We start from the raw sequence: 18,017 nt of genomic DNA on the forward strand, positions 1-18,017 counted from the left end.
AGGGCTTTGTCGGCCATGCCGAGCAATGCAACATCCGGGTCCGTCGCTATGGTGGCGTCAACGTGCCCTACGGCGCGGCCGCGCCGGCCCGCGACGCGGCAGAATGAGCCGGCCGGCCGGGCGCGGGGCACATCCCCTCGCGCCCGGCCGGGAATTGGTGAACAATGGATATCAGCTTGACCCGTGAGCAGGAGACCCCCCATGCAGCTTCCCCAGACCCCGACCTTCCAGCTTGACGGCAAGCGCGCGCTGATCACCGGCGCCACTTCCGGGATCGGCCTTGGCGCCGCCACCGCGCTGGCCCGGGCTGGGGCGCATGTGACCTGCGTCGCCCGCCGCCAGGGGCCGCTGGACGCGCTTGGCGCGGCGATGGCGGGTGAAAACCTGGCCTTTGCCCCGCTGGCGCTGGACATCACCGATATAGACGCCACCCGCGCCGCCCTCGCTGCCGCTCCGGCCTTCGACATCGTGGTCAATTCTGCCGGCATGGCGCGCCACGGCCCGGCGCTGGATACCGATCCGGCGGATTTCGATGCGGTGATGTCGGTCAACCTGCGCGCCGCCTATTTCCTCTCGACCGCCGCAGCTGGCCGGATGATCGAAACCGGCCTGCGCGGGTCGATCATCCATGTCAGCAGCCAGATGGGCCATGTCGGCGGCGTCGACCGCGGTGTCTATTGCGCCTCGAAACACGCACTCGAGGGGATGGTGAAATCCATGGCGATCGAATGGGGGCCCAAGGGCGTGCGCATCAACACGCTTTGCCCGACTTTCATCCGCACCCCGCTTGGCGAACAGACCCTGGCCGATCCGGCCCGCCGGGCCTGGATCGAAGACAAGATCAAGCTCGGCCGCGTCGGCGAAATCGAGGATGTCATGGGCGCGGTGGTCTATCTCGCCTCCGAAGCGTCGGCCCTGGTCACAGGCACAGCGCTGATGGTCGATGGCGGCTGGACTGCCGATTGACCATTTGACCGGGCCAGAGCGCGCAGCCGGGACAGCGGTCGCACTCGCGCGCAAAAGGCGCCTGTGGGGGCGGCCGACGACGGGCAGGTTTTGCGCGAATAACCGCATAGGTTGTGCTATACTGCGACCATAACACAGAATTCATTTTTGAACCGCCTGAGCCGCCCCCGCCAAAGTCGGAGAAAGTCATGTCTCACAAATCATCTGTCCGCGACCGTCTTGCCCATCTCGAAGAACTCCGGGGCATCCTGCCCACCCGCGCCCAGCCATCGGAAACGCTCTCGGGCATGGCCGAGGGGCTGCGCGCCAATGACATCGGTCGCGCCGCCAGCGCCGCCCGCACGCAACTCGATTCGCTCGATCTCGATACCGGCCGCAAGGCGGTCGCGCCGGAGCTCTATGAAGACCCGGCCATGCGCGAGCAGATGGCGGGCTTTGCCGGCGCCGGGATGAACTTTTTCCACAGCGATGCCGATTTCTGGAACCTGCCCCTGGCGGAACGCGAGAACCAGGGCGGCAACGGTCTGGTCAATCGCGTCTTCGTGCACAGCCAGCGCCTGCTGCTGGAAACCTCGCGCATTGCCCTGCGCTTCGAGGCAGATGTGCCCGAGGCCGACCGCGCGGCGATTTTTGCCCGCCACAATATCACCCGTCTGAGCAGCGCCGGCCTGCCTCCCGACACCTACCGCGCCGATACCGGCGACGCCCGCGCACTCGATACCTGCCTGATGCTGATGGAGGAGGCCGAGGTCACCTTTGCCGAGCCCGATTTCATCGAACATATCGGCCAGCGGCTCACTCCGAACGACCCGGATCTGACCCGGCAATGGCATCACGCCAATATCCTGTCGCGCAACGCCTGGGATCGGACCCAGGGCGAAGGCATCAGGGTCGCGGTGATCGACAACGGCTTTGACACCACACATCCTGATCTGATTTTCGGCGCAGGGTCGGGGCATTACCGCCCGACCTTCGATTTCGTCGATGCGGATTTCATCCCCGGAACGGCCAATATTCCAGACGGCAACCATGGTACCGCCTGCGCCGGGATGATTGCCGCGATTGCCGACAACAATCTGGGAGGCTGCGGCGTGGCGCCCGGCGCCGATCTGCGGATGATCGCCTGCATGAACGATCAGGTCGGCACCCAGCTTACTCTGGCCCGGGCCATTGCCTATGCCGCCGATCCCTCCAAGGAAGGCGTTCAGGAAGAGGGCGCCGACATCATCGCCTGTTCGCTCGGCCCCAATGGCGCGGTCTGGACGATGAGCGCGGTTCTGAGCGACGCGCTGGATTTTGCCGCCGCCAGCGGCCGCGGCGACAAGGGGTGCGCGATCTTCTGGGCCTGCACCAACGGCAATCATCCCATCGGCTCGGATCAGGTCTGCTCCCATGCCGAGGTGATGGCGGTCGGCCGCGCCACCGCCAATGACACCGACAATGGCTCGGGCTTCGGCCCCAAGCTGGACTTCCTCGCCCCCGGCGTGAAGGTCTGGGTCCCGGCCAGCGGCGGTACGTACCATGAAACCACCGGCACCAGCTTTGCCGCGCCCTGTGCCGCCGGTATCGGGGCCCTGGCGCTGTCGCAGAAGCCCGACATGACAGCGCATGAATTGCGCCAGGTGCTGCGCGACACATGCGACAAAGTCGGCCCGCTGCCCTATATTGGAGGGCACAACATCCGCTACGGCCATGGCCGCGCGAATGCCGAGGCCGCGGTGGCCGAGGCGCGGCGGCGTGGCACCGGACTCTGAGCAAAGCCTGTCACATGGACAAATCGTCGGCCCTTCAACGTCTGACCGGAATCAAGAAGGTCGAACGCCTGCGCGCCCTGCCCCCCGGCTCTGACGCCGCCCCTTCGGCCCCCGACATCGCGCAGCGCGAGCTGGGCACGGCCTCGCAGGAAGCGCAGGCCGATCTGCAAACGCTCCAGGCCGCCGGCTGGACCTTCGGGCCGCCGGAAAGCGCCCCGGACGACCGCGCTTTCGAGGTGGTGATGGACACCGACGGGCATCTCAAGCTGGCCGGCCGTGCCCTGACCGTCAAGATCAACCCCGATCTCTCCGCCGAGCGGGTTGCGGAGCTTCTGGCCGAGCTTGGCTTCAAGGTCCGGCGCGAGCTGGGGTTTGCCCCCAACACCTTTCTGATCGAGGCCGAAGGCCAATCCGGGCTCGAGGCCGCCAAGAGCCTCAACGAGCGCCCGGAGGTACTTTACGCCGAGCCCAACCTCGTCGAGGCGATGCAGACCCGGCGCTGAGCCCCTGCCGCAGGCTCTACAACGAGGACAGCCCCCGCAGCGCAATCGGATACAACGTCCCGATGGCGTCGCCAGCCCGTCATCGGGACCGATAGACCCCGGTTTATGGGCGTTCGCCGTCCACGCAATGAAAGATCAGGGTTTCGAAACGATCCAACCTCGGGACCGTCACGCTGGCGCCGGATTCCGTAGGGTTTAGGGGCAGGTCCAGCCCTGCTTTCAACGCGGAGACCCGCGCCACCGGCCTGCCTGCTTTCAGTTTTAACATTATGTCGTGCATCGGCACCGGGGCATGAAAGGCATGACCGTTCTGGCCCGATTGATTGACCAGCGTGACAACCATCCAGCGCCCGTCTTTTCGAGCCTGGACGTGAACCTCGACCAATGCCGGGGCATCCGTGCTCAGGCAGATCGGTGGGGCGAATGTGGCCAGAACGCGATTCATCAGGATGGCATGCGCATGATTGCCATGGGTTTGGTAATGGCTGCCGACAGCCCAGGGGATCGTGACGCAGCAGCCCGCGCCGTGGCGGTTGACGATCAGACCCGGATCATCGGCTTCCACCTCATGATAGCATTTCTCAGGCGGCCCGTGCATATGCGGTGGCAGGTGGCTCAATATCGCCTCGGCGCCCGCTTTCAATTCACAGTCCATGTATTCACCATAGAGAAAGACCACATCGAGTGCGTCCTGCCAATCCAGCCGCGCCTTGTCTTGATCGCGCAAGGAGAAGTAGGCGCTGTTGGCGCGGGGCCGGATGCCGCGCACCGCGCCAATTCCACTGGCGACAAGGCCACAGCCCCCCGTGGCCCGGCCATTTTGGTCAAGCGTCGCGGTCTGGCCCGTGGTGATCAGCACGCCACCGGCTGCGACATAGGCATCCAGCGCCGCCACGATGTCCGGTCGCAGGCAACGCGCCTCGCCAACGATCACCGTCTTGTAGCGCGACAGGATTTCCAAGGTCGGGGCGATTTCCAGCGCGTCCTCTGGCCAGACGTCATAAAGGATGTGATTTTCCGACAAGATGCGCAAAATTCCGTAGTATTCGTCTTTGGCACCGTAGATGAAATTTGCCTCGGGCTTGATCAGGCAAACCTCGGCCAGAGGTTCCACATCCTGATACCAATGGGCATTCTGCGCGTGATAGTGGAACAGGTCGCGCACCCCGTCGTAGCTGACCCGGTCCTTCTGATTGCCCAGCGTGCCGATTACAAAGAAATCGAGCGGAGCGGCGCAGGCGATATTCTGAACAAGCCGCAACCTGGACAATTCCGGCGCGACACCGGAATAGCGAAACCGGCGCGACACGAAATGCACCGCAGCATTGGCCACTGTCTTGTCAGGGTAGGCAGGCATGACGCTCTTCACATTATCGGCGGATTCATATTCCCATTCGAGGTTGCGCTCAAACGTGGTCGCGGCTTCCTTGCGCCAGATATCGACCCCGCGGCTGGTGTAGGTACAGATCGCGATATTCGGGTCCAGCGCTTTGACGTGCCGGTTGATCTGGTCATATTGCTCGTTCGTGCGCTCCAGCGAAAACCGTTCCAGCGCCAGAAACGCCGGGTTGGCCGTGTCGGCCGTCGGGGGCAAGTCCATGCCCGTGCGCGCATGAAAACTTGTCTGGCAGGCGTCGCATTGGCAGATGCCCAGATAGTTGCGGTCGTAATCGTCGCGTTGATACCCCGTCATGTTGAAAAACACGGCATCAAGGCGATAGCGTGCGATCGTCTCTGACAGGATTTTCAGGCAATATTCCTGCTGATAGCCACCGCTGACGCAGGCCTGCACCTGACCGTTGTAGTTGTTGTGTGTTCCCGCCTCGCTGACATAAAGCCATTCCGGCCGCCGCGCGGCCAGGCTTTCGTGCACCTTGGAAAAGTCGAACCGCGCCATGAATCGGATGCCGGCCTCGTGGCACCGATCGATCACTTCGCCCAGAATGTCGCCCCGCCCGATAGGCAGATGCGGGTTGGGGTAATGATACTCCAGTTCCGTCGGGTAATTGGCGACAATGCCGCCGACGTTGAACAGAACGACATTGGCAGAGAAATCCACCAGTTCGGCGACAAAGCCCGCCGGATCCAGGTCGATGTCGATTTCGCGCAGGTTGGTCTGAACCAGCCGGATCGGTTCTGTCAGCCACCATGACATGGCGTGTTCCTTTCTCGGATCAGTGCGGTCATTTCGCGGGGGGCAGTTCGACGACCAACGCGTCCTGCGCGGGCACACGGTATAACCCTTGGGAAAACTGGCTGTCTGCACCGCCCCAGGCCTGTTTCGGCTGTGCGCCGCCAACATCGGCAATCAGGCTGGACACGCGCCCCTCTTGCGCCACGCGTTCGGGATTGACGAGCCAGAGCCAAAAGCGGTCGCCGTCGGCGTGCAGCCGCGCCTGAACGCGGGGATTGCTGTTGCTCACCGCGGGTTCATGCCCGGCCCAGGTCAGCAGGTTGCCAAAGAACGTCCGCAGGCCGTCATTGGGATGGTAGTGATAGCTTGCCGACAGGTGCGAGCCGATCAACATCGTGCGCCCCGCGCCAAAGCGGTTTTCGACAATCGCGGTTTGACCGGTATCGAAATTGGCCAGCGCCGTGCCGCTGGTGGCACGATACGCCTGCCGGAAACCCGCGCAGGTCAGTTCGTCCCCCCGATGGAAAATACTGTTGCGGTCGGCGATGTCGGGCATGAATTCGACGTCCTCCTCTTCAACCCCGAAAAGCGTATCGAGGCCGAGGTTCGGCTGCTTCGTGCCAGCGCGTCCGCCCGGTCCGAAGTATCCCGGACAGGCTTCGCAAATCAGCACTCCGCCAGCCCGGACCCAATTGGTGATCTTCTCGACCTGATCCGGCAAGAGCATGATCGGATAGGGGAAATAGAGGATGTTCCGCCCTTCGATATCGTCGATATGAACCCAGTCGGCTTGGATGTTGTTGTCAAAGAACCCGCGATAGGCCCCCCACATCGCCGCCGAATAGGTGTCGAACTTGCCGTTGTAGTTTAGCAGGAATGCAAATTCCTGAGCTTCCGGTGCCATGATAATGCCGATGTCACCGGTGACCGGCGCGGCCTTCATCAGATCGGCCTGCTTTTGCGCATTGGCCCAGCGTGCGATGCTGGCGGCCATGTCGGATCTGGGCGTGCGCTGCCCGGCCATGTCGTAAGACCCGAAAGCGCCGAACAGCGGACCGTCCAGAAGCGGCCGGAACCGCAGGTTCATCATGCCCCGCGCGCCCCCGGCAAAGGACGACAGTGACCACAGGCGGATATCCTCGGGCGTGGCGACGCGCCCGTCGTCCTTGTCGCGGCCCAGAACCTGCGGCTGCATCCACAACGGCCCGCCCTGCCGCTCGGCGTGCCAAAAGGTTTTGCCCCGCGCGGCCCCCCGCACCAGATCGGCGGCAAAGAAGTTTTTCCACGGCTCCGTGCCCTTGCGCGCGCTGACCCATGTATAGCCGTAGGTTTCCACCTTGGACGCGGCGCGCCAATCGTCCGAACCGCGTTGGGCCAGCTGCGTGACAGAACCCGCGGTGCCATGCGCGACGATCATCGCATCGGGGTCCACCGCCCGGATCGCATCGATGCGGAATTGCATTTGCTCGTAGTGATTGTCCTGCTTGAAACGCAGCCAGTCGAGGCATTCGCAATAAGGCATGAACTGCGTCGGCGGCTCGATGTCATCCCATTCCGCATAGCTGTAGCGGTGCCACGCCCGGGCCAGATCATCGAGCGTGCCGTATTTCCGCTTCAGCCAGTCGCGGAACGCGGCAACCGTATAGGGGCCGTAATCGGTGTAGGGCGAATAATTGCATTCGTTCCACACGTCATAACCCAGCAGCGCGGGGTGGCCCTTGTACCTCCGGGCCATGGTGGTGAGGAAGTTATGCGCCGCTGCGCGAACCTCTGGCGCGTTCAGCGTCAGGGTGCCGGTGCCGCCGCCGGAATGGCTGAACCCGCCGGTGGCGGACGAAGGGCTCTGGATCGAAGGATGCACCCGCCCGTCATAGAGCACCTGCCGTGCATCGGCGAATTTTCGCACCGCCCAATCCGGCGTGGTCTGGGACAGTTCGGCAATGATGGTGACGATCCCGTGCTTGGCGGCAAGATCGAGCTGGCGATCGTAATCGTCCCAGTCGAACTTGCCCGGCGCACGCTCGATCGCGCTCCACATGAACCAGTGGCGAAAGACGTTCAGCCCGTCTTCTGCGGCTGTCTTGTAATCCCTTTCCCAATCCTGTTGCGGTGGGTTTGATTTGCGAAAATAGACGGCACCAAAAGGCACCTGAGGTAATTTTGCCATTTTTCAGTACCTTATGCCGCTATCTGCCGCGCGGTCACGATCCGATCACCGGATGAAAGCGAAAAGAACTTGGTCTTTTCCAGATCGAAGGCGGCGGTCACAATGTCCCCGCTGGACCATTGGCCGGCATCGCGCATCTTGCACTGGACCGTCCGCTCTCCGAAGGACAGGGTCACCAGATCCTCGGCCCCTGTCGGTTCGATCACCTCGATCCGCAGCGGCAGCGCGAACTCGCCCCGGCGCTTCGGGTCTGAGGCGGTCACCAGCCGCACATCCTCGGGCCGGATGCCCAGCATCACGCCGTCGCCGGGGACGGCGTCGGCCAGTGCGCCCATGGTATCGACGGTTTCAGAAAATGGGCCCTGGGTTTGCAGCGTCACCCCCTGCGCGGAAGAGATGACATCGCAGGGAATGAAGTTGATCTCGGGCGAGCCGATGAACGAGGCGACAAACATGTTGGCGGGTTCATCGTAGATCACGCGCGGCACGTCCAACTGCTGGATCTCGCCGTCCTTCATCACCGCGATCCGGGTGGCCAGGGTCATCGCCTCGATCTGATCATGGGTGACATAGATCATCGTCTTGCCAAGCCGTTCATGCAACTTCTTGATCTCGGTCCGCATCTCGACACGCAGTTTTGCATCAAGGTTCGAGAGCGGCTCATCCAGCAGGAACACCTTGGGGTCGCGCACCAGCGCGCGGCCCATGGCGACGCGCTGGCGTTGGCCGCCCGACAGTTGCGACGGCTTGCGGTCCAGCAGATGCGTGATCTGAAGAAGCGCCGCCACATCCTCGACCGCGCGGGTGCGCTCTGCCTTTGGCACGCGGCGCATTTCCAGCCCGAAGCTGATGTTCTGCCGCACTGTCATTGTCGGATAAAGCGCATAGGTCTGGAACACCATCGCAATGTCACGGTCCCTGGGGTGGCTGCGGGTCACGTCGTCCCCGTCAATCAGCAGGTTGCCCTTTGACACGTCGCTCAGCCCGGCAATCATCGACAGAAGCGTGGATTTGCCACAGCCCGAGGGGCCGACAAGCACCAGCAGTTCGCCATCCTGAACATGAACGTCGAGGCTCTTCAGAACCTTCAGCGCGCCAAAGGATTTTTCGACGGATTTGATGTCAATGGTGGCCATTCTTCAACCTTTCAGAGAGCCGGCGGTCAGGCCGCGGACAAAGTATTTCCCGGCCGCGACGTAAACCAGCAACGTTGGCAGGGCGGCGATGATCACGGCGGCGGCCTCCACGCCGTAATCGCGGATCCCCCCCTTGGGGCCGGTCACCGCATAGAGCGCCGCGGTGATCGGCAGATCGGTCCCGGTGGTAAACGTCGCGCCATAGAGGAATTCGTTCCAGATGTGGGTGAACTGCCAGATCACGACGACCACGATGATCGGCGGCGACAGCGGCAGGACAATCCGCCGGAAGATGGCAAAGAACCCGGCCCCGTCGATCCGCGCAGCCGCCACGATTTCATCGGGGATCTGCACGTAATAGTTGCGGAAAAACAGCGTGGTGAAGGCCAGACCATAGAGGTTGTGAATGATCACCAGACCCCAGATATTCGTGGCCCCTAGCCAGCCCAGCATCTGCGCCGTCGGCAGCAGGAACAATTGCGCCGGAAGGAAGATGCCAAAGATCGTTGCGGCGAAAAAGAACTCGGACCCGGGAAACTTGAACTTGGTCAGCGCATATCCGGTGATCGCGCCCAGAATGGTCGAGGTGGCGGTGGCGGGCACGACCATCTTGACCGAATTCCAGAAATACGGCGCCATGCCGCGACAGTCGGTGCCGACGCAGCTGTTGAACATCGCCGCGCGCCAGGCACGGGCCGAGACTTCTTCGGGCCAGGACAGCACGCCATTGCGCAGGATTTCGCCCTGTTCGCGCAGCGACGTGATGACCACGATGGCGAGCGGCAGGATGAAATAGACCCCGAGCAGGACCAGCAGCGCATAAAGCACGAGCCGCCCCATCACTTCGCCAAGGGTGCCATCTGAGACGGCGGCGGTTGCCGCGGATGAATCGCTCATTGCTTGGTCCTCCGGCGGGCGATGACCTGATAGGATTTGTAGATTGCCATCAATGTGAACAGCAGCAGCAGCATGTAGACCGAGGCCACGCTGGCCAGAGCGATTTCACCACGGTTGAACATCATGTCGCGGACAAAGATCGACGGCACATCTGTGGCAATGCCCGGCCCGCCCCCCGTCAGGGCAAGGATGATGTCATAGGTCTTGAGCGCCCATTGCGAGAGGATGAAGAAGACGGCGACGAAAATCGGCGCGATCGATGGCAGGATGACCCGGCGATAGATCGTATGTGTGGGTGCGCCGTCGATCATCGCCGCATTGATGATGTCGCGGTTCACAGTCCGCAGCCCGGCCAGTACCAGCGCCATGACGAACCCGGCATGCTGCCACACCTGGGCGATGATGACCGTATATATCGCCCGGTCCTTGCGGGTGATCCAGTCGAACACGAAGCTTTCGAACCCCATGCCCTGCACCAGCGCCTCGACGCCGGTGCCGGGATTGAGAATCCAGCGCCAGATCGTCCCGGCCACGACAAAGGACACCGCCATCGGATAGAGATAGATGGCGCGAAAGATGTTTTCGCCGCGCACGTTCTGATCAATCGCAATGGCCATGCCGATGCCGATGACTCCGCAGACCAGCATATAGATCGGCCCGAAGGTGAACAGGTTGCCGGCGGCGACCTGCCAGCGCGGATATTTCCAGATTTGCCAGTATCCTTCGAGCCCGACGAAATCGGTCGAGGGAAACAGCGTGCTGTCGGTCATCGACATGAGAACCGTCCATCCCAGAAAGATGAAGGTGCCGATCAGCGTGATGATGAAAGCTGGGGTCAGCGACAGGCCGATGACCAGCCTCTCCGTCACCCGGCTGTCAAGGCGGGGCCTGCGGCGCGGCGCGGCGGCCTGCTCGGACGTTGAAAATGTCATTTTTGTACCTTCGTCACCGCGGCAATGCGCCCGGTGCAGTGCATTATGGAGCCTGCCGACAGATGCGCTGCCGGCAGGCCCCGCATTGTATCAGCGCGTGATCTCGATCGCTGTGCGGATCGCTTCGGCGCCGTCCTCGGGCGACATGTCGGTGTTCATGTATTCGCTCACCGCATCCATGATCGCCCCGCGCACATTGCCCGGCACCGCCATGGAATGGCCCATGCTCAGCACCACGTTGCCTGCGTCGCTGGCCGCCACCAGATCTTCTGCCGATTTCTGCTGGCACGTGTGGAAATCCGCCAGGTCGATGTCACTGCGCGGCGGGATCGATCCCTTGACCTTGTTGAACGCGGTCTGGAACGTCTCTGACATGCCGATCCGTGCAAAGCTTTCCTGCCCGGCCAGTTCGTTGGCGTCCTCGGTGTTGAACAGGGCGATGGAATCCGCATTCAGCAGGAATGCCGGATCACCCTGATTGTTCGGCGCCACCAGACACAGGAAATCGACTCCCACTTCGGCATCCTGCTGGGCCAGGGCGCCAAGTTCCCAATCGCCCATGAACTGAAAACCGGCCTCACCGGCCAGCATCATCGCTGCCGTCTGTTCATAGTCGCGTCCCGGCGAGGCTGAATCGACCCAGCCCATCATGGTGCGCAGTTGCTCCAGCGTCGCCTGCATCTCGGGCGCATTCAGGGCCGTGTCGTCGAGATTGACAAAGGCATCGCGATACCAATCGACCCCCATGCCAAGGCCGACGGCCTCGAACAAGGTGATCTCTTGCCACTTCTGCCCGCCAAGCGCGACGGGGATGATGCCCGCGTCCTGCATCTTCGTGGCGACGGCGTTGAATTCCTCCCAAGTGGTTGGCGGCTCTGCCCCCACTGCATCCAGCGCCTTGACGCTTGTGTACATCCAGTTGTTGCGGTGGACCGTGACCGGAAAGGCGACATAAGCGCCATCGTACTGCATCGCGCCTTGGATCGTCGGGGCCAGCAGATCGTTCCAGCCCTCTGTCTCTGCAATCGCGTTGATGTCACGCAGAAAGCCATGCGAGCCCCATTCCTGGATGTCGGGCCCCTTCAGAACGACGGCGCCCGGCGGATTCCCGGCCAGCGCCCGTGCCCGCAAGGTCGCCATCGCCGATGCGCCCTCGCCCGAGACTGTCGTGTCTTTCCAGGTGCCGCCCTTGTCTTCGAAAAGGCCGCGCATGGTTTGCACGGCTTCCCCCGAAGCCCCGTCCCACCAGTGAAGAAGTTCAATGGACGGCGCGTCCTGTGCCATCGTCGTGGTTGTCGCAACGGCCAAGGCAGCGGCGCCATAGAGACCTAGTCGAATATGTGTTGTCATAATTTCCTCCCATGAAGTCCTGCCCCACCGCCCGCGGGAATCCTCCCTCCACGGCGTCCGGCATGTGCACGATCCCCGCGAATCCGCCAAAAGTCAACAACTCTGTACCGATTTAGACCCAAATCGAGAAATTGGGCCAGCCACTCAGGCGACATCGAGCGCCCAGCCCTGCTTGCGGATGTTCTTTTTTTACTTTAAACACAACACATTATGCAAATTCTAGGAAGCCGTGTCGAATTTTCGGAAAATTGAGTGGGTCACAATCCGCGAAAGCTCACAACGCATTCAGCCAATTGACACGGTGATATGTACCAATATATGCAAAGTGGGCCGTACCAATTTCGGGCGGTTGCCAAGGAAATAATCTGGAGGTCGCCCCCGATGGACAGGCCGCATTTCGTGAACCTCGACGCAGCGCCCGGCGACGTCGCAATCCAATGGGCCGCGGGCAAGCTGGCACAGGCCCACGCGGAATCCGGCGCGACAGAGCACGGCCCGCGGATTGTTGTCGGATTGACCACGTCGCCCAAGCCCGGCATCTGGCACGGCTTGGATGACGTCCACCTGCCGGAAGGCGACGACAGCTTCGTCATTGCCTGCCACAAGGACGCGCCAGAGCTGCTGGTCTGGGGCACCACGACCCGCGGCGTGGTGTATGGCCTGCTTGAACTTGCCGACCGGCTTGCCCATGGCGCGGCAGTGACGGCGAAAGACTTTGTCACCCCGATGGTCCGCAGCCCAAAGGCCCGACTGCGCAGCGTGTCGCGGTGTTTTTCAAGCGAGATCGAGGACAAGGGCTGGTTTCACGATCGCGAAGGCTGGCGGCGGTATCTCGACATGTTGGCCACCAACCGTTTCAACCGTGTCGCGCTGACCTTTGGGATGCCATACAATTATCCGTATCAAAACGGGTACCTGACGGACGTCTACCTGCATTTCGCCTATCCCTTCCTCGTCGCGCCGGAGGGCCACGATGTCCGCGTCCGCGAGCTGTCAGATGACGAACGCGCGGACAACCTTGAAACGCTGCAATTCATTGGCCGTGAAGCAGAGCGGCGCGGGCTGGAATTTCACCTCGGCCTCTGGACCCACGGTTATGATTTTGATGACACGCCGAGGGCCAATTACACCATCGACGGCATCACACCCGACAACCACGCCGCCTATTGCCGCGACGCGCTGCATGCTCTGCTGGTGGCGGTTCCCCAGATCCGCGGTGTCACGCTTCGGGTGCACATCGAAGGCGGGGTGCCTGAGGCGTCCTATGACTTCTGGTCGGTGGTGTTTCAGGGCATCGCCAGAACCGGTCGGCCGATCGAGGTTGATCTGCATGCCAAGGGCGTGGAACCGAAATTGATCGACACCGCGATCCGCAGCGGATTGCCGGTGAACATTTCGCCCAAGTATCTGGCCGAACATATGGGCCTGCCCTACCATCAAGCGGCGATCCGCCGCGAGGAAAGCCCACCCGAAGGCGACGTGCCGAGCGCGATGAGTTTCAGCGAAGGCAGTCGCCGGTTCCTGCGTTACAGCTATGGCGATCTTCTGTCGCGAGCGCGTGATTATTCGGTGTCGTTCCGCATCTGGCCGGGCACACAGCGCATCCTGCTCTGGGGCGATCCTGACATGGCCGGGGGCTATGGCCAGCTGTCGACAATCGCCGGTGCCACCGGCGTCGAGATTTGCGAGCCGCTGTCTTACAAGGGGCGGATGGGTAGCGGCCAGCCCGGCGGGCGTTTCAATTATACCGATGGGGCGCTGATACCGAAATTTGACTGGCAAAAACACGAGATTTTCTATCGCATCTGGGGGCGCCGGTTGCATGACGCGGCGGCGGAAGGGCCGGAACTTCTGCGCCTGCTCGACACCCGCTGCGGTGACGCCGCTGACGATGTGGCCAAGGCCCTGACAGGGATTGGCGGTGTGCTGAACATCGTGACCCAGGCCTATGGGCCCTCGGCCTGCAATCACTATTACTGGCCCGAGATTTACGACAATCTTTCGCTGATCAACCCTCCCGGCCAATTGCCCTACGGCGATGACTTCGACCAACCGGGCCGGTTCGGCAATGCGCCGACCTTTGACCCGCAACTCTTTGCCAATCCGGCACAATACGCCACTGAGGCGCTGGCAGACCGGCAAAGCCACCGCTACACCCCGCTGGACGTGGCCGGATGGCTTGACGCGCGGGCCGAAACAGGGCTGGCGGCCGCAAAGGCCGCCGAAGCCCGGAATGGTGCAGACCTCCCCGAAACGCGCCGGATTCTGGCGGATGTGCGCATCCTTGCCGGCATTGCCCGGTTCTTTGCTGCCAAGTTTCGCGCCGGTTGTTCGTGGGAAATCTACCTCAAGACCGGCGACCCAGAGCTTTTCAGAGCCGCCAAGCGCCAATATGCGGCGGCCATCGAACATTGGAAATCCGCCGCAGACACCGGCACGAAAATCTACCAGAGAAATCTGTCTTGCGGGCCGTTCACCTGGCTTCAGGGCAATTGGGCCGACCGCGTGCAGGCGATGGTGCGCGACCTTAACGACATCGAAGCTTGGCACGTCGACACCCGCCTGCCGCTGTCTGCGGATGCCGACACGCTTGCGCGGGTCAAGGCCCTGATCGCGCAGGGCGGCAGGATGCAAACCGCAGCGGCGGGCCACGCTCCGCCGTCGGCCTTCGTGCCCGGTGCCCCCGTGAAATTGCGACTGGCCCGGCGTGCAGACTGGTTCGCCGCGCCGGTGTTGCACTATCGCCGACTGAACCAGGCTGAAAGCTGGCTGCAATCCGAGATGACGCCGGACGGGGCCGACTACATGGCCACAATCCCTGGCCTCTACACGGAGTCGGATTTCGAGCTTCAGTATTACTTCTCTGTTGAGACGCCTGCGGGGCCTTGCCTAATGCCGGGCTTGACGGCGGACCTCTCCAATCAGCCCTATTTCGTGCTCTGCGCGGAGAACACACCAAAAGGGGACGACCGATGACCCAGGCGACGATCGCGGCGGTCCATGTGACCGCGTTCCGTTATCCGATCCAGAATTGCGCGACCGAGCGCGCCTCGGGTCACACTTTCGACTGTACCGGGGCCACATCGTCGCGTGCGCGACTGCACGTGACAGTACGCGCCACCGATGGCTCTTGCGGCACCTATGTCGGCGGTACCGACGTGATGCTGCCTCAGGTGGAAAAGGCCGCTCAATTGCTGATCGGAATGCCCTGGCACGCCCGCGAACCTTTCTACGCCACTGCGCGCAGGCTGCTGCAAAAACACGATCGCATGGGCGTCGGGCTGCTCGATTCCGCATTGTGGGATCTTGCCGGAAAGCGGGCCGGCATGTCGGTCGCGGAAATGCTGGGCGGCGCGCGCGCCACGCTGCCGGCCTATGCCTCCACGTGGATGGGCGGCCCCGGCGGCGGGTTGCAGGTGCCACAAGATTACGTCGATTTCGCGCTGGAATGTCGCGAACTGGGTTATCGGGGCTTCAAGATGCACGGCTGGGGCGTCGATGACGTGGACCGCGAGATCGCAACCGTGCTGGCCCTGGGCAAGGCCATTGGGCATTCGATGGCACTGATGAGCGATCCGATGTGTTCGATCAACGGGTTTGGCGACACGCTGCGGCTGGCCAAGGCGTGCGACGCGGCAGGCTTTTACTGGCTGGAGGACCCGATGAGCGACGGCGGGCAGGCGGCGACGGCCTATCGCGCCATACGCGAAAAGTGTGCGACCCCACTGATGATCGGGGAATGCGTGCGAGGGCTGGAGGCGAACGCTTCGGTTGTGCTGGCGGGCGCCAGCGATTTTGTCCGCGCCGATCCCGATTTCGACATGGGGATCACGGGTACCATGAAACTGGCCCATTTCGCCGAAGCCATCGGACTGGATGTCGAGCTACATGCGCCCGGCCCGGCGCAACGGGCCTGCATGGCTGCACTGCGCAATTCCAAGTTCTACGAAGTGTCGATGGTTGGCCCGGGCCGAGGGCTGTTCGCGGGCGGTTATTATGCCTGTGGCTACAGCGATGCGCTGGATGACGTGTCGGCGGACGGCACCGTGCCTGTGCCCGTCGAAGCCGGGCTTGGCGTTCAGTACGACATGGATTTCATACGCGGATATGCCTTTGCCGACCTGAAGGTCGCAGCCTAGGCCGGCGTGACCGACATGCGGGCGGGCCTCCGCACCTTGCAAAAGGCCCCAAATTGCTGAAGCTTTCAGGATCAATGTGCAAATGAGCGTCCAGACCATGCAGGAAACGAAAAATCCGGGTCGGCCGACGGCCGATCCCGACCCCAACGCGACCGACGTGCAGGGGCTCGGCGAAGGTCCGACCGACCGAATCTACAACGCGATGCTGGAAGCGATTTCTCATCTCAGTCCCGGCACGAAACTGCCCAGCGAACGCGAGATGATGGAGCGCAACAACATCACCCGGCAAACAGCTCGGGTGGTGCTTAACCGGCTGATGCGGGAGGGCGTTGTCGAGCGCAAGATCGGCAGTGGCACATTTGTCAGCGAACGCTATCACACAGCCCAAGACGACACGGATCGCGACGATGTCGACGCCGGCCTGAGCGATGTGCTCGAGGCGCGGCGCGGGCTTGACCCGCTGGTGGTGGAGCTGGCAACGGAACGGGCATCGCCGCGCGACATCGACAGGTGCGAGACCATCCTTAACCAGTTGACCGCGTCCCACGATCTGGGTGAGATCAAGCGCCTTTGTTACGACTTCCAGCTGGCGCTGGCGGCGGCCACCCGAAACCCCATCCTTCTGGCCAATTACAAGGTTCTCTATACCTCGCGAAAGAACCTCGGCTGGGACCGGCTGAAGTGGCAGCACAAGAACGGCAATTCGCGGCAGGAACTTATCAAGCGACAGACCGACATCTTTCAGGCCATCAAGCAACGTGACCGCTTTCGGGCGGTATCGCTGGTATTGCGCGATCTCGATCGGTTGCAGACCCTGACCATGGGACCGCGCGTCCTGCGCTATCCGAAAGAGGACGACGACGGGACGGAAATGCTTTGACCGTCGCCGGGCCGCGCAGGGTGGTCAGCGACCTGCCCCTGTCCCGGGCTCAGCAGGACAGGATCATTGCCGCATTCGGCGGTTGCGACCTGCGCATTCTGGGGGGCAGTGCCGATCTGCCGCGCGCGCTGGATCAGGCCGACATCGCCTTTCTCAGCCCGCAAGTGAAGGTCGAGACCCTGATTGCCCGGCCGCATCTGGCATGGGTCCACATCGACATCAGCGGAATGGAACGGTTTTCTCATCCGAAGATCTTGAATGGCAGCACTGTGATTACCGGTTCCGCAGGCCGGTCGGCGCCGGTCCTTGCGGAACATGTCCTGATGTTCATGCTGGCACATGTCTATCGGCTGCACAGGCTGATGACCGCCCAGAACAACTGCGAATGGGCGACGGAGGGGTTCGCGCATCGGCGCGGTCTTTTCGGGCAAAGCGTCGGCATCATCGGGTTGGGCCAGACCGGGCGTGAGATCGCCCGCATGGCCAAGGCGCTGAACATGCAGGTTCTGGGCTTCAACCGCTCCGCTCTCGAGGTCGCGCATGTCGACACCCTGTTTTGTGACGCAAAGGGCGATGGGCTTGCTCCGCTCCTGGAACAATCCGATTTTGTCGTGCTGTGCCTTGCGCTCACGGATGAGACACAAGACCTGATCGGGGCGCCTGAGCTCGAAAGGATGAAACCCGGCGCCTGTCTGATCAACATCGGCCGGGGCGCGTTGATTCAGGAGGAGGCGTTGATCGAAGCACTGGAAAACGGCCAGCTGGCCGGCGCGGGGCTTGACGTTTTTCGTCAGGAACCCCTGCCCCCGGACAGTCCGCTTTGGCATGCGCGCAACATCCTGATCACACCGCACGTTACGCCGGGAATGCCAGACAAGACCGCCCGGACGGTGGATATTATCCTCGACAATATTGCCCGGTTCCGACGGGGCCAGCCACTTCGAAATGCGGTTCGTCCGACCAATCGCCTGACCCAAGCGACCATGTGAAAGCGGCGGAAGGTTGGCGGGCTGAAGGAGACCCGCATTGTCCGCAACATCCCTGAAAGGCGGCCCGTTCAACTGGGCAGACCCGTTCCTGCTGGACGACCAGCTCTCCGAAGAAGACCGCATGATCGAGCTATGCCCGAAAGTTGGTGACGGTGTGATCAGGCGGCGGT

At 62.5% G+C, this 18,017-nt stretch carries 13 protein-coding genes; 7 read left to right on the forward strand and 6 right to left on the reverse strand.

Annotated elements, in window-relative coordinates; translation table 11 throughout:
* The first annotated feature begins 201 nt into the window (after window positions 1-201).
* From PVW49_RS22785 to PVW49_RS22795, 3 genes are all read left to right on the forward strand, one after another.
* A complete protein-coding gene (locus PVW49_RS22785) occupies window positions 202-966 on the forward strand; it encodes an SDR family NAD(P)-dependent oxidoreductase (RefSeq protein WP_274591669.1) in 765 nt (254 codons plus the stop codon).
* Window positions 967-1,154: 188 nt separating this feature from the next.
* Window positions 1,155-2,720 carry a S8 family peptidase gene (locus PVW49_RS22790; protein ID WP_274591670.1) on the forward strand — a complete coding sequence of 522 codons (1,566 nt, stop codon included), beginning with the start codon at window positions 1,155-1,157 and terminating at the stop codon, window positions 2,718-2,720.
* A 14-nt stretch (window positions 2,721-2,734) separates the two neighbouring features.
* Window positions 2,735-3,223 (forward strand): S8 family serine peptidase, encoded by a 489-nt coding sequence (locus PVW49_RS22795; protein ID WP_274591671.1) that lies wholly within the window; start codon window positions 2,735-2,737, stop codon window positions 3,221-3,223.
* A 103-nt stretch (window positions 3,224-3,326) separates the two neighbouring features.
* On the opposite strand, the gene PVW49_RS22800 is transcribed toward PVW49_RS22795, so the two are convergent.
* The 6 genes from PVW49_RS22800 to PVW49_RS22825 form a co-directional block, all read right to left on the reverse strand.
* On the reverse strand, window positions 3,327-5,378 hold the full coding sequence (locus tag PVW49_RS22800; protein WP_274591672.1) for an alpha-amylase family protein: 2,052 nt from the start codon (window positions 5,376-5,378) through the stop codon (window positions 3,327-3,329).
* Window positions 5,379-5,406: 28 nt separating this feature from the next.
* A complete protein-coding gene (locus tag PVW49_RS22805; RefSeq protein ID WP_274591673.1) occupies window positions 5,407-7,524 on the reverse strand; it encodes a beta-galactosidase in 2,118 nt (705 codons plus the stop codon).
* Between the two features lie 11 nt (window positions 7,525-7,535).
* Window positions 7,536-8,660, reverse strand: a complete 1,125-nt coding sequence (locus tag PVW49_RS22810) for an ABC transporter ATP-binding protein (RefSeq protein WP_274591674.1) — start codon at window positions 8,658-8,660, stop codon at window positions 7,536-7,538.
* A 3-nt stretch (window positions 8,661-8,663) separates the two neighbouring features.
* A complete protein-coding gene (locus PVW49_RS22815; RefSeq protein WP_274591675.1) occupies window positions 8,664-9,557 on the reverse strand; it encodes a carbohydrate ABC transporter permease in 894 nt (297 codons plus the stop codon).
* Entirely contained in the window at window positions 9,554-10,489 is a 936-nt protein-coding gene (locus PVW49_RS22820; RefSeq protein WP_083416089.1) for a carbohydrate ABC transporter permease, read from the reverse strand. Before PVW49_RS22820 ends, PVW49_RS22815 begins: the two co-directional genes overlap by 4 nt.
* A 90-nt stretch (window positions 10,490-10,579) precedes the next feature.
* The gene (locus PVW49_RS22825; protein WP_274591676.1) at window positions 10,580-11,839 is read right to left on the reverse strand and encodes an ABC transporter substrate-binding protein; all 1,260 of its coding nucleotides are present in this window, start codon (window positions 11,837-11,839) and stop codon (window positions 10,580-10,582) included.
* Window positions 11,840-12,220: 381 nt separating this feature from the next.
* On the opposite strand from PVW49_RS22825, the gene PVW49_RS22830 reads away from it, so the two are divergent.
* From PVW49_RS22830 to PVW49_RS22845, 4 genes are all read left to right on the forward strand, one after another.
* Window positions 12,221-14,815 carry a hypothetical protein gene (locus PVW49_RS22830; protein ID WP_274591677.1) on the forward strand — a complete coding sequence of 865 codons (2,595 nt, stop codon included), beginning with the start codon at window positions 12,221-12,223 and terminating at the stop codon, window positions 14,813-14,815.
* Window positions 14,812-15,978, forward strand: a complete 1,167-nt coding sequence (locus PVW49_RS22835) for an enolase C-terminal domain-like protein (protein WP_074837559.1) — start codon at window positions 14,812-14,814, stop codon at window positions 15,976-15,978. The genes PVW49_RS22830 and PVW49_RS22835 overlap by 4 nt, the downstream gene beginning before the upstream one ends.
* Before the next feature lie 82 nt (window positions 15,979-16,060).
* A complete protein-coding gene (locus PVW49_RS22840) occupies window positions 16,061-16,858 on the forward strand; it encodes a FadR/GntR family transcriptional regulator (protein WP_048534526.1) in 798 nt (265 codons plus the stop codon).
* Complete coding sequence (locus tag PVW49_RS22845; protein ID WP_274591678.1) at window positions 16,855-17,847, forward strand: D-2-hydroxyacid dehydrogenase; 993 nt, start codon at window positions 16,855-16,857, stop codon at window positions 17,845-17,847. The genes PVW49_RS22840 and PVW49_RS22845 overlap by 4 nt, the downstream gene beginning before the upstream one ends.
* Window positions 17,848-18,017: the final 170 nt, after the last annotated feature.

The organism is Marinovum sp. PR37 (assembly GCF_028807375.1).
Classification (GTDB): domain Bacteria; phylum Pseudomonadota; class Alphaproteobacteria; order Rhodobacterales; family Rhodobacteraceae; genus Marinovum; species Marinovum algicola.

What these genes read in the sequence shown, in the direction of transcription:
- PVW49_RS22830 (WP_274591677.1), top strand. Translation starts at nt 12,221, where the DNA reads ATGGACAGGCCGCATTTCGTGAACCTCGACGCAGCGCCCGGCGACGTC.
- PVW49_RS22805 (WP_274591673.1), bottom strand. Translation starts at nt 7,524, where the DNA reads ATGGCAAAATTACCTCAGGTGCCTTTTGGTGCCGTCTATTTTCGCAAA.
- PVW49_RS22825 (WP_274591676.1), bottom strand. Translation starts at nt 11,839, where the DNA reads ATGACAACACATATTCGACTAGGTCTCTATGGCGCCGCTGCCTTGGCC.
- PVW49_RS22795 (WP_274591671.1), top strand. Translation starts at nt 2,735, where the DNA reads ATGGACAAATCGTCGGCCCTTCAACGTCTGACCGGAATCAAGAAGGTC.
- PVW49_RS22785 (WP_274591669.1), top strand. Translation starts at nt 202, where the DNA reads ATGCAGCTTCCCCAGACCCCGACCTTCCAGCTTGACGGCAAGCGCGCG.
- PVW49_RS22820 (WP_083416089.1), bottom strand. Translation starts at nt 10,489, where the DNA reads ATGACATTTTCAACGTCCGAGCAGGCCGCCGCGCCGCGCCGCAGGCCC.
- PVW49_RS22810 (WP_274591674.1), bottom strand. Translation starts at nt 8,660, where the DNA reads ATGGCCACCATTGACATCAAATCCGTCGAAAAATCCTTTGGCGCGCTG.
- PVW49_RS22840 (WP_048534526.1), top strand. Translation starts at nt 16,061, where the DNA reads ATGAGCGTCCAGACCATGCAGGAAACGAAAAATCCGGGTCGGCCGACG.
- PVW49_RS22790 (WP_274591670.1), top strand. Translation starts at nt 1,155, where the DNA reads ATGTCTCACAAATCATCTGTCCGCGACCGTCTTGCCCATCTCGAAGAA.
- PVW49_RS22800 (WP_274591672.1), bottom strand. Translation starts at nt 5,378, where the DNA reads ATGTCATGGTGGCTGACAGAACCGATCCGGCTGGTTCAGACCAACCTG.
- PVW49_RS22835 (WP_074837559.1), top strand. Translation starts at nt 14,812, where the DNA reads ATGACCCAGGCGACGATCGCGGCGGTCCATGTGACCGCGTTCCGTTAT.
- PVW49_RS22815 (WP_274591675.1), bottom strand. Translation starts at nt 9,557, where the DNA reads ATGAGCGATTCATCCGCGGCAACCGCCGCCGTCTCAGATGGCACCCTT.